At 73.6% G+C, this 12,624-nt stretch carries 5 protein-coding genes; 4 read left to right on the plus strand and 1 reads right to left on the minus strand.

Features of this window, described 5'->3' with window-relative positions; genetic code table 11:
• Positions 1 to 76 precede the first annotated feature (76 nt).
• Positions 77 to 2,875, minus strand: coding sequence for a lysylphosphatidylglycerol synthase transmembrane domain-containing protein (locus tag KUM40_RS20905; RefSeq protein ID WP_217167547.1), 2,799 nt, complete (start codon positions 2,873 to 2,875; stop codon positions 77 to 79).
• Positions 2,876 to 3,060: 185 nt separating this feature from the next.
• Here KUM40_RS20905 and KUM40_RS20910 point away from each other — a divergent pair, with 185 nt between their 5' ends.
• The 4 genes from KUM40_RS20910 (at position 3,061) to KUM40_RS20925 (ending at position 12,600) form a co-directional block, all read left to right on the plus strand.
• Positions 3,061 to 3,447: an MGMT family protein gene (locus KUM40_RS20910; RefSeq protein WP_302180883.1), complete on the plus strand. Its 387-nt coding sequence runs from the start codon at positions 3,061 to 3,063 to the stop codon at positions 3,445 to 3,447.
• A gap of 266 nt (positions 3,448 to 3,713) precedes the next feature.
• A complete protein-coding gene (locus KUM40_RS20915; RefSeq protein WP_217167549.1) occupies positions 3,714 to 7,577 on the plus strand; it encodes a UvrD-helicase domain-containing protein in 3,864 nt (1,287 codons plus the stop codon).
• Positions 7,578 to 7,679: 102 nt separating this feature from the next.
• Positions 7,680 to 11,177, plus strand: a complete 3,498-nt coding sequence (locus KUM40_RS20920) for an ATP-dependent DNA helicase (protein ID WP_217167550.1) — start codon at positions 7,680 to 7,682, stop codon at positions 11,175 to 11,177.
• 10 nt (positions 11,178 to 11,187) lie between these two features.
• Entirely contained in the window at positions 11,188 to 12,600 is a 1,413-nt protein-coding gene (locus KUM40_RS20925; protein ID WP_217167551.1) for a dipeptidase, read from the plus strand.
• The last annotated feature ends 24 nt before the right edge of the window (positions 12,601 to 12,624 follow it).

A 12,624-nucleotide genomic window follows, 5' to 3' on the forward strand; every position in this document is an offset into this window, starting at 1 on the left:
TCGCGCGCGCGGCGGACGTGGCTCCTCACGGGACCGTGTACGGGCGAACCGGGTGCTGAGACGTGGGCGGGGCCCGCTACAGCGCCTCTTTCCGCGTCAGGTGGTTGAAGACCAGCCACCCCGGCAGCACCGGCAGCCACAGTGTGAGCAGTCGGTAGAGCAGTACCGCGGGCGCGGCGACCTCCTTGGGGAGGCCGACGGCGATCAGACCGACCGTCAGCGTCGCCTCCACCGCGCCCACACCGCCCGGCGTCGGCGCGGCGGACCCCAGGGCGTTGCCCGCGAGGAAGACGACCGCGACGCTCGCCAGACTGATCGACGTCGACTCGTCACCGAAGGCGCGGATCGAGGCGTCCAGGCACATCACGAAACAGGCCGTGAGCAGGAGCATGCCGCCGATGCCGGTGACCAGCTTCTGCGGCCGTTGCAGCACGTCCAGCATGCGGGGCACGACCCCGGCGAAGAGCGACCGCACGCGCGTGACGAGGAATTTGCGCAGGAACGGCACCGACGTCACCACCAGCACCAGTACCGCCACGGTCAGCAGACCCGCGATGACCGTCCGGGACGGCGACAGCGACGGCGTCTTCTCGGTGCCGGTCAGATAGCCGAAGGACAGCAGCATCAGGATGTGGCAGCCGAGCCCGAACAACTGGGACGCGCCGACACTCGCCACCGCGAGCCCCGGGCGCACGCCCGCGCGTTGCAGGAAGCGGGTGTTCAGGGCGACGCCGCCGACCGCCGCGGGCGCGACGATCTTCACGAAGGACCCGGCGACCTGCGCGGCCACGGTGCGCAGGAACGGCACCCTCTCGGGTACGAAGCCCAGCAGGGACATCGCCGCCGCGATGTAGCTCGCCGCCGAGAACAGCACGGCCGCGGCCACCCAGCCCCACTCGGCGTTCGAGATCAGCGGCCCGAGCTCGATGTGGGTGAGCTGCGTCAGCAGGAAGTAGGCGCCGATCGCGCCGGCGATGAAGCTGATCAGGGTGCGCGGCCGCACCCGCTCCAGGCGGGCCGGCTCGACAGGGGCTTGTGGCCTGATGCGCAGCACCGCGTGGCGGATCTGGGTGAGCAGATCCTCCTCGCGCACCTCCTCCAGGGCCTCGTCGACGGCCCTCTTCTCGGCCCGCTGCTCGGCACGTACGGCTTTTTTGTCTGGCTTGTCGCCCTTGGTGGGCTTGTCGGTCTGATCGGGTGCGGGGCTCGCGTCGTCGCTGTCGGCCGCCTCCGCGCGAGCCGCCTTGGCCTGCCGGGACGACTCCAGGACCGCCTCGCGCTCGCGCTGGGCCCGTTCCCGGGCCAGTTTGCGCAGGGTCGCGCGCGTGGAGCGGCTGAGCGCGATGGGCTGCAGCATGGGCAGGCAGTCCGCCACGGTGTCGGGGCCGAGGACGCCCACCGCCGACGCGACCGCGCGCTCGGCGCCGACCCGCAGGCCGAGCGTCACGAGGAGCTGGGAGATGTCCATGCGCAGCAGCAGGTCGCCGGCGGCGATCTCGCCGATGCGCAGGTCGGTGAGGATCACTGTGCCGGAACGATCCACCAGGATCGCGTCGCCCACCAGCCTGCGGTGCGCGATACGCCGCGACTGCAGGGCCCGCACCTGCTCCCAGGTGTCACGCAGCAGGTCGTCGGTGATCTCCTCGTCCGCCAACGAGTCCAGGGAGCGCCCGCCGGTGTGCTCGTAGACGAGCATCACGGCGTCGGGACCCAGCTCGGACGTCGCGATCAGCTTGGGGGCGTTGGCGCCGGCCCCGATCGCGGCGTAGGCGAGCAGCGCCTCCTGCTCGAGGGCCTGCCGCAGCGAGGGAAGGCTGCTGCGGGTGGCGAAGCCGCGCAGCGTCAGATTGCGCCACGCGCGGTAGAAGAAGCCCTGCGCCTGCTGCTCGCGGTCCACCACCGTCACGTCGAGCGGCCGGCCGTCCTCCAGTGTGACGAAGTAGCGGCGGCCGCGGTCACCGGTCTCCGCGTTGTCCGGCGGCGCTTCCTGCCGGGCGGCGGTCACCGGGCGGAACCCGACGTGCCGCAGGCCCGCCATCAGCGTCCGTCCCGTGGGGCGGACGTTGGGGGAGCCGACCGCGTACAGCGTGCCGTAGGCCACGGTCCAGCCGATGAGGACGGTCAGGATGATCGAGAACGGCGTCGTGTAGCCGGTGACGAGCATCGAGAAGGCGTCGAGGAGCAGCACGATCCACAGCACCGCGCGCCAGCGGGGTCTGCGGGACATGCCGACGGCCGTCATGTACGCGATGACCGGCGCCAGGTAGCCGTGCACCGGGTCGGTCAGCGCGTGGATGTCACCCGGCGACGGCTGGGTGAGTGCCTCCTGGATGGAGCCGGGAGCGGCCTTGGCGACCCACAGGTCGGTGGCGAGGGTCACCCCGTGGGCGAGGACCGCCGCCAGTACGCCGTCGGCGATCCGCAGCCCGTCCCGTTTGATCAGCCGCTCGATCGCGAAGGCGACCGGCACCAGGAGGATCGCGATGCTGGAGGCCAGTCCCGCGATCTTGATGAGCAGGTCGGGCGCCTGTCCGGTGCCTTTGTTGATGTCCTGTTCGAGGCCCGAGGTGGTGCCGTGCGCGAAGGCGGCGACGGCGAGGAGTACGGCGACGGCGAGCACGCCCACCAGGAGGCGCATCAGGTCGGACGGGCGGTGCACGCGCGCGGGGAGCAGCGGTTCGTCGCCCTCAACCTCGTCGATGTGCGCCACGTCGTCGGGGTCGGCGGCCGTCGCTCCCGACGGCGTGGCCGGGGTCGTCCGCTCGCCGGCCTCCCCCTCGCCTGCCTTCCCGTCACCTGCCTCCGCGGTGTCCGGGCGCGACGAAGCGTCAGAGGTGCCCTCGGCGTCCTCGGGGTGCACACCCTGCTGCTTCATCGCCTCTTCTTGCTCTCGTATCACTGGTCACCGCCCGCACGATGGTGGCATGCCGCGTCGGTCTCGGCAGGCATCAGGGTGCCCGTGCGGGCCGCACAGTCTGCCCGAAGCGCCGCTTCCGGGCGAGGGACGCGCACCGTCGGCATCGCGTCGCGTTGTCGGTGCGGTGCGGCAGGATGGGGCGGATGAGCGAGCAGAGCCTTCCGGACGGCGTCCGCCCGGAGAACGCGGACGCGCTGCCCGAGTACGCCGAGCGTGTCCTCGATGTGACCGAACTGATCCCACGGGGCCGCGTCATGACGTACGGGGACGTCGCCGAGTATCTGGAGGAGGGGGGACCCCGGCAGGTCGGCCGGGTGATGTCCCTCTACGGAGGAGGTGTTCCGTGGTGGCGTGTCGTCCGCGCGGACGGGGTCCTGCTCGCGGGGCAGGAACTGGAGGCGCTCGACCGCTACCGGGAGGAAGGCACACCGCTGAAGGAGGCGAGCAGAGCCGCCGAGGGGCACGTGCCGCGCCTCGACCTGAAGCGGGCGCGGTGGGACGGCGGCGGACGCGCACAGGGTCACACCTGACAGCTTCCGCCATGCGGCCGACCGATGTGTGGCCTGTGATCCGTACGAGGTAAACGGGACACTTCGGGCACGTCCGTGGCATGACGTACGTTCGTGGGGCGGGGGACGTCCGTGCCGCGAGTGACCCGAGGGAAGAAGAGGAAGCGCCACTTCCGCCTCATTCGTCGGCGTAGCGTCGGCCGCACGTGCCCCGCTCATCCCGCGGTCACCGCCCCGCCCGCGGCGCGGACGGCCCACCAGCACACCCACCAGGACCGGCGAACCACGTGAGCTCCTCTTCCTCCACAGGACACCCGTCGCACCCCCCGGTGCGACGGGGGAGCCGTGGCGCTTACCGACTGGTGCGTACCCCGCCGGCACGCATGAATCCCCCTCGTCTGGACGCCACACAGCGCGCCGTGGTTGACCACCCGGCCGGACCGCTGCTCGTCCTCGCGGGGCCGGGCACCGGCAAGACCACCACGCTGGTCGAGTCGGTGGCGGACCGGATCGCCAAGGGCGGCGATCCCGAGCGCGTCCTGGTGCTGACCTTCAGTCGCAAGGCGGCCGTCGAGCTGCGCGACCGGATGGCGCTGCGCATGGGTGCCGCGCGTGCCCCCCGGGCGACGACCTTTCACTCCTTCGGTTACGCCCTGGTCCGCGCCCACCAGGACAGCGAGCTCTTCGTGGAGCCCCTGCGGCTGCTGTCCGGCCCGGAGCAGGACGTGACGGTGCGCGAGCTGCTCGCCGGGCAGGTGGACCTGGAGCGGCTCGGGCTGGCCCATGTGCGCTGGCCCGACGAGCTGCGAGCCTGCCTGACCACCCGCGGCTTCGCCGACGAGGTCCGCGCGGTGCTCGCCCGCAGCCGCGAACTGGGTCTCGGCCCGGAGGCCCTGGGGGCCTTCGCCCGGCGCATCGGCCGCCCCGACTGGCGCGCCGCCGCCGTCTTCCTCGCCGAGTACCTCGACGTGCTCGACCTCCAGGGCGTGCTCGACTACGCGGAACTGGTCCACCGCGCGGTGCTCCTCGCCCGCCGCCCCGAGGTCGCCGCGCGCCTGAGCGCCCAGTACGACGCGGTGTACGTCGACGAGTACCAGGACACCGACCCGGCCCAGGTACGGCTGCTGCACGCCCTGGCGGGCGGGGGACGCACCCTCGTCGCCTTCGGCGACCCCGATCAGTCGATCTACGCCTTCCGGGGCGCGGACGTCAACGGCATCCTCGACTTCCCGGACGCCTTCCCGCGCGCGGACGGCCGTCCGGCGCCGGTCGAGGTGCTGCGGACCTCACGCCGGTCCGGGGCCGGCCTGCTCGCCGCCACCCGGCTGCTGACCCAGCGCATGCCGCTGACCCGCCTTCCCGCCGACAAGGTCCGCGCCCACCGCGATCTCGCCCCGGTGCGGGACGGCGGGCGCGTCGAGGTGTACACGTACCCGACCTCCGGCACCGAGCTGGACAACATCGCCGACATCCTGCGCCGGGCGCACCTCGAGGACGGCGTCCCCTGGGGCGACATGGCCGTCCTGGTGCGGGCCGGCTCGCGCACCATCCCCACGCTCCGCCGTGCCCTCACCGCGGCCGGCGTCCCCCTGGACATCGACGGCGACGACCTCCCCCTTCGCCACGAACCGGCGGTGGCACCGCTGCTGACGGCACTGCGAGCCGTGGCGCAGGCCGAGGCGGGGGAGGCCCGGGGCGCGGCCGACGGCGGTGACGCGACCCGAGCCGATGCCGACGCCGATCCAGCCGCGAAGACCACACCCGAGCCGACGTCGAACGCCGAGCCGGAGCCCGATGCCGAGCCGGGGCCTGGGGTTGGGCTGGAGCTTGGGGTCGACACGGGGCCCGGGGCCGGGACGGGGCTTGGGATCGACTCGGGGCCTGGGGGCGGGCTGGGGCCTGGGGCCGGGCTGGGGCCTGGCGCCGACACGGAGCCCGATGCCGGGCTGGGGCCCGATGCCGAGCCCGGGCCTGGGGTCGACTCGGAGCCTGGCGTCGAGCCGGGGCCCGATGCCGAGCCAGAGCCTGGCGCCGACACGGAGCCCGATGCCGAGCCGGTGCCTAGGGCCGAGCCGGGGTCTAGGGCCGGGCTGGGGCCTGGCGCCGAGCCGGGGCCTGGGGGTGCCTCGGAGCCTGGCGTCGACACGGAGCCCGACGCCGAGCCAGAGTTCGACGCCGAGCTGGAGCCTGGGGCCGACACGGAGCCCGGCGGCGACACCGAGGTGGAGTCCGCGACGGGTGAACGTGCAGGCCGCGTGGACGGGTCGTGCTGGCTGTCCACCGAGACCGCCCTGGCCCTGCTCACCTCGCCCCTCGCCGGCATGGACGCCGCAGACCTGCGCCGCCTCGGCCGCGCCCTGCGCGACGAGCAGCGTGCCGCCGGCAATCCGCTGCCGCCGCCGTCGGACGAACTGCTCGCGCGGGCCCTCGCCGAGCCGGAGCGGCTCGCCGTGCACGACCCCGCGTACGCGCGCGGCGCCCAGCGCCTCGGCGCACTGCTCCGCAGGGCCCGTGAGCGCCTGGCGGGAGGCGGCAGCGCCGAGGAGGCGCTGTGGGACCTGTGGGACGGCACCCCGTGGCCCACCCGCCTCGAACGCTCCGCCCGGCGCGGCGGCGCGGCCGGCCGCAACGCCGACCGCGACCTGGACGCCGTGTGCGCGCTGTTCGCGACGGCCGCCCGCGCGGAGGAGCGCACCGGCGGCCGGGGCGCCCTGAACTTCCTGGAGGAGGTCGACGCCGAGGACATCGCCGCCGACACCCTCACGCGGCGTGCCGTACGCCCCGACGCCGCTCGCCTGATGACCGCGCACCGCTCCAAGGGGCTGGAATGGCGGCTGGTCGTCGTCGCGGGCGTTCAGGAGGGCCTGTGGCCCGACCTGCGCCGCCGCGGCTCCCTGCTGGAGGCCGACCGGATCGGCCGCGACGGACTCGCCGAACCCCTCACCCCCGGCGCTCTGCTCGCCGAAGAACGCCGCTTGTTCTACGTGGCCGCCACACGCGCGCGTGAACGGCTCGTCGTGACCGCGGTGAAGGCACCGTCCGACGACGGGGACCAGCCCTCCCGGTTCCTGACCGAACTCGGCGTCGTACCCGCCGACGTCACGGGCCGTCCGCGCCGCCCTCTCGCCGTCGCCGCGCTCGTCGCGGAACTGCGCGCCACCACCGTCGATCCCCGCGTCTCCGAACCCCTCAGGGAGGCCGCCGCCCGCCGCCTGGCCCGCCTCGCCGGCCTGGCCGACGAGGACGGCCGCCCCTTGGTGCCGTCCGCCCATCCCTACCGCTGGTGGGGCATGTGGGACCCGACCGAGAGCAAGGTGCCGCTGCGCGACCGCGACCAGCCCGTCACGCTCTCGGGCAGCGCCCTGGACCAGCTCGCCAACACCTGCGCCCTGCAGTGGTTCCTGGGCCGTGAGGTGAAGGCCGACGCGCCCGCGACCGCTGCCCAGGGCTTCGGCAACGTGGTGCACGTACTCGCCGACGAGGTGGCCTCCGGACACACCCCCGCCGACCTCGCCGTGCTCATGGAGCGCCTGGACTCCGTGTGGAACGCGCTCGCCTTCGACGCGCCGTGGAAGTCGGCGCAGGAGAAGGCCAACGCGCGCGTGGCGCTCGAACGCTTCCTGAAGTGGCACGTCATGGACCGTGCCGGGCGCACCCCGGTGGCGAGCGAGCACGACTTCGACGTGACCCTGGAGGCGGGCGACTACGAGGTGCGCGTCCGCGGCCAGTTGGACCGCGTGGAGGCCGACGGCGACGGCCGCGCCTACGTCGTCGACTTCAAGACCGGCAAACAGGCGCCCACGTCCGCGGAGGTGGCCCGCCACCCCCAACTCGCCGTCTACCAGCTCGCCGTCCGCGAGGGCGCCGTCGACGGGGCCTTCGACGGCATACGCCCCGAACCGGGCGGAGCCGAACTCGTCCAGTTGCGCCAGGGCGCGCCCAAGCGGGACGGCGGCGAGACCCTGCCCAAGGTGCAGGTTCAGGAGTCGCAGGAGGGCGAGGCGGGCGAGTGGGTCGCAGACCTGCTGGCCACGGCCGCGGGCAAGGTCCTCGACGAACGGTTCACCCCGACCGCGGGCCAGCACTGCACCCACTGCGCCTTCCGGGCGTCGTGCAGCGCGCGGCCCGAGGGACGGCACGTCGTCGAGTGAGCGGGGTGTGACAAGTCGCACCACGTCGGTCGACCTGCGCTTCTCTCGCCCCCGAGGGAGATCCGGCACCCACTGTCAGTGCCCGCCGCTAGCCTCTCTGACGTGCCCGCCCACATCACCGATCCCGAGCAGCTCAAGGAGCTCCTCGGCATCTCCTTCACCCCCGAGCAGACGGCATGCATCGTCGCGCCGCCCGCCCCGCAGGTGATCGTGGCCGGAGCCGGGTCGGGCAAGACGACGGTGATGGCGGCACGCGTGGTGTGGCTGGTCGGCACCGGCCAGGTCGCCCCGGAACAGGTCCTCGGTCTCACCTTCACCAACAAGGCCGCCGGTGAACTCGCCGAACGCGTCCGCAAGGCGCTCGTCAGGGCGGGCGTCACCGACCCCGACGTGATCGACCCGGACCACCCGCCGGGCGAGCCGGCGATCTCGACGTACCACGCCTTCGCGGGCCGCCTGCTGACCGACCACGGTCTGCGCCTCGGGCTGGAGCCGACCTCCCGGCTGCTCGCCGACGCCACCCGCTACCAGCTCGCCGCGCGAGTCCTGCGCGAGGCCCCCGGCCCCTACCCGGCACTCACCCGATCCTTCGCCGACCTGGTCAGCGACCTCCTCGCCCTCGACGCCGAACTCGCCGAACACCTCGTACGCCCCGAGGAACTGCGCGCCTGGGACGCCGGCCTCCTGGACTCCCTGCACGGCGTCAGGCTCAGCAACGCCGAGTTGCGCAAGGTCCCCGAGGCAGCCGCCGCGCGCCGCGAGCTGGCCGACCTGGTCATCCGCTACCGGGCCGCCAAGCGCCAACGGGACCTGCTCGACTTCGGCGACCAGATCGCCCTGTCCGCACAGCTCGCCGGGCTGCCGGAGGTGGGCCGCGTCCTGCGCGACGAGTTCCGGGTCGTCCTGCTCGACGAGTACCAGGACACCTCGGTGGCCCAGCGCATCCTCCTGGCGGGCCTGTTCGGCGGCGGCACCGGCCACCCCGTGACCGCCGTGGGCGACCCCTGCCAGGCGATCTACGGCTGGCGCGGCGCCTCCGTCGCCAACCTCGACGACTTCCCCGAGCACTTCTCACACGCGGACGGCCGCCCCGCCGCCCGTCAGGCGCTCAGCGAGAACCGCCGCAGCGGCGGCCGCCTCCTCGACCTCGCCAACGGCCTCGCCGAGCCCCTGCGCGCCATGCACGCGGGCGTGGAGGCCCTGCGCCCCGCCCCGGGCGCCGAGCGCGACGGCATGGTGCGCTGCGCCCTGCTGTCCACCCACGCCGAGGAGATCGACTGGATCGCCGACTCGGTCGCCCACCTCGTACGCACCGGCAAGGCGCCCGGTGAGATCGCCGTCCTGTGCCGCACGGCGACCGACTTCGCGCAGATCCAGGGCGCGCTGGTGGCCCGCGACGTCCCCGTCGAGGTGGTGGGCCTGTCCGGGCTGCTGCACCTGCCCGAGGTGGCCGACCTGGTCGCCGTCTGCGAAGTCCTCCAGGACCCGGGCGCCAACGCCTCCCTGGTCCGTCTGCTGTCCGGGCCCCGCTGGCGCATCGGCCCACGCGACCTCGCCCTCCTGGGCCGCCGCGCCCGGCTGCTGGTGAGCCACGCGCGCGTGGAGGGCGACGACGACCCCGACCGGAGACTCGCCGAGGCCGTCGAGGGAGTCGACCCGTCCGAGGTGATATCGCTCGCGGACGCCCTCGACACCTTCCTGGAGACGCCGCTGGACGGCACCGGTGACGACGACGGGCTGCCCTTCTCACCGGACGCGCGCGTGCGGTTCGCGCGGCTGGCCACCGAACTGCGCGACCTGCGCCGAGCCCTGTCCGACCCGCTCATGGACGTCCTGCACCGGATTCTGGCCGTCACCGGACTGGAGGTCGAGCTGTCGGCGTCCCCGCACGCCCTGGCGGCCCGCCGCCGCGAGACCCTGTCCAACTTCCTGGACGTCGCCGCGTCCTTCGCGGCGAGCGAGGGCGAGGCCACCCTCCTCGCCTTCCTCGGCTTCCTGCGCACCGCCGCCCAGTACGAGAAGGGCCTGGACAACGCCCTGCCCGGCGGCGAGAACACCGTCAAGGTGCTCACCGCCCACAGGTCCAAGGGCCTGGAGTGGGACGTCGTCGCCGTACCCGGCCTGGTCACCGGCACCTTCCCCAGCGGCCAGGGCCGCGAGAAGTGGACCGCCCAGGGCAAGGTGCTGCCGCACGGCCTGCGCGGCGACGCCGACACCCTGCCCGTCGTCGAGTCCTGGGACTCCCGGGGCCTGAGGGCCTTCCACGAGGCCATGAAGGACCACCAGCACACCGAGGAGCTGCGCCTCGGCTACGTCACCTTCACCCGCCCCCGCTCCCTGCTCCTCGGTTCCGGCCACTGGTGGGGCCCCAGCCAGAAGAAGCCCCGCGGACCGTCCGACTTCCTCACGGCCCTGTACGAGCACTGCGCAGCCGGACACGGCGAGATCGAGGCCTGGGCGGACGAACCCGCCGAGGACGAGGAGAACCCGGCCCTGCACCGGGCGACCGCCGCCGAGGTCTGGCCCCTGCCCCTGGACGACTCGGCACTCGCCCGCCGTCGGGCCGCCGCCGAGACAGTCCTCGCCCACCTGGACGGCCTCGCCTCCCACGAGGAAGCCCACCCCGCCGGCGCCCCGCACGACCCCGACACCTACGACGACCCGGACTGGCCGCCGCCCCCCGAGGACGACGACATGCTCCAGGAGGAAGCGGACCCCGACCGGACCGATGACCCCGCCGCCTGGGACTCCTGGACCGCGGACCGCCCCACCGCCCCGGCGGATCCCACCGGTCCACCGGCCGCCGCTCCACCGGATGCCGCCGCTCCGCGGAATCGCCCCACCGTCCCTCACCAGGCCCGTGCCCGCCTCACGCCGGAGGAGGCCCGTACCGTCGCCTCCTGGGACCGCGACCTCGACGCGCTCACCGGCGAACTCCTGCGCGCCCGCGAGAGCGTCACCAAGGTCCCTCTCCCGGCGTCGCTGACCGCCTCCCAACTGCTGAGCCTGGCCGCCGACCCGGACGGTTTCGCACAGGAGCTGGCCCGTCCCATGCCCCGCCCGCCCCAGCCCGCCGCCCGCCGAGGCACCCGATTCCACGCCTGGGTCGAGGCCCGCTTCGAACCCCTGACGCTGCCCCTGCTGGAACCGGAGGAGCTGCCCGGCAGCGACGCCGAGATCGCCGACGAACACGATCTGGAGTTCCTGAAGGACGCCTTCGAACGCACCGAATACGCCCGCCGCACCCCCTTCCGCGTCGAGGCGCCCTTCCAGCTCTCGCTCGCCGGGCGGGTCGTACGCGGACGGATCGACGCCGTCTACAAGGCGGGCGACGGCAGGACGGCGACGTACGAGATCGTCGACTGGAAGACGAACCGCGCCGCCACCGCGGACCCGCTCCAGCTCGCGCTCTACCGCCTCGCCTGGGCCGAGCAGCAGCACGTACCGCTGGAATCGGTGACGGCCGCGTTCCTGTACGTACGCACCGGCGAGGTCGTACGGCCCGAGGGCCTGCCGGACCGCGTCGCGCTGGAGGAGCTGCTGCTGGCCGAGCCGGTCGGTGACGAACCGCACGATCGGGGTGCCCGTGCGGGCCGATAGGCTCGTGAGCATGAGCCACCCCGTTGACAATGCTGTCAGCGCTGTCCGTACGTACATCGAGCGGCACCGCGCCGCCTTCCTCGACGACCTCGTCGATTGGCTGCGCATCCCGTCCGTGTCGGCCCAGCCCGACCACGCGACCGATGTGCACCGCAGCGCCGACTGGCTCGCCGCCAAGCTGAAGGAGACCGGCTTCCCGACCGCCGAGGTCTGGCCGACCGAGGGCGCCCCCGCGGTCTTCGCCGAGTGGCCCTCCGCAGATCCGCAGGCACCGACGATCCTCGTCTACGGCCACCACGACGTACAGCCCGCCGCCCGCGAGGACGGCTGGAACAGCGACCCCTTCGAGCCCGTCGTCCGCGAAAACCGTCTGTACGCGCGCGGGGCGGCCGACGACAAGGGGCAGGTGTTCTTTCACACACTCGGCGTCCGCGCCCATCTCGCAGCCACCGGCCGTACCACCCCCGCGGTGAGCCTCAAGCTGCTGATCGAGGGCGAGGAGGAATCCGGCTCCCCGCACTTCCGTGCCCTCGTCGACGAGCGCGCCGAGCGGCTCACCGCCGACGCGGTGATCGTCTCCGACACCGGCATGTGGTCCGAGGACACCCCCACCGTCTGCACCGGCATGCGGGGCCTGGCCGAATGCGAGATCCGGCTGCACGGACCCGACCAGGACATCCACTCGGGCTCCTTCGGCGGCGCGGTCCCCAACCCGGCCACCGCCGTCGCCCGCCTCGTGGCAGCCCTGCACGACGAGCACGCGCGCGTGACGATCCCCGGCTTCTACGACGGCGTGATCGAACTCACCGACCGCGAACGTGAACTCTTCGCCGAGCTGCCCTTCGACGAGCGGCAGTGGCTGCACACGGCAAAGTCGCACGCCGCCCACGGCGAAGCGGGACACACCACCCTGGAGCGCGTCTGGGCCCGCCCCACCGCCGAGGTCAACGGCATCGGCGGCGGCTACCAGGGTCCGGGCAGCAAGACGGTCATCCCCTCGTCGGCCATGGTGAAGCTCTCGTTCCGCCTGGTCGCGGGCCAGGACCCGGACCACGTGGAGAAGGCCGTCCGTGCCTGGGTCGTCGAGCAGGTGCCCGCCGGGATCCGGTGCGGGGTCACCTTCAGCGGGGCCACGCGCCCGTGCCTGACGCCGCTCGACCACCCGGCGCTGCAGTCGGTGGTCCGCGCGATGGGCCGGGCCTTCGGGAAACCGGTCCGCTTCACCCGCGAGGGCGGCTCCGGACCGGCCGCCGACCTTCAGGAGGTCCTCGGCGCTCCGGTGCTGTTCCTCGGCATCTCCGTCCCGTCCGACGGCTGGCACGCCCCCGACGAGAAGGTGGAACTGGACCTGCTCCTCAAGGGCGTCGAAACCTCCGCCCACCTCTGGGGCGACCTGGCGGAGCACTGGCGTCACGAGCCCTGAGCGCCCCGCCCTGTCCCCGAACCG

The organism is Streptomyces sp. AC512_CC834, from assembly GCF_019049325.1.
Classification (GTDB): domain Bacteria; phylum Actinomycetota; class Actinomycetes; order Streptomycetales; family Streptomycetaceae; genus Streptomyces.

Excerpts from the sequence above, each read along its gene's own strand:
- KUM40_RS20905 (WP_217167547.1), bottom strand. The coding sequence starts at position 2,875 with ATGAAGCAGCAGGGTGTGCACCCCGAGGACGCCGAGGGCACCTCTGAC.
- KUM40_RS20910 (WP_302180883.1), top strand. The coding sequence starts at position 3,061 with ATGAGCGAGCAGAGCCTTCCGGACGGCGTCCGCCCGGAGAACGCGGAC.
- KUM40_RS20925 (WP_217167551.1), top strand. The coding sequence starts at position 11,188 with ATGAGCCACCCCGTTGACAATGCTGTCAGCGCTGTCCGTACGTACATC.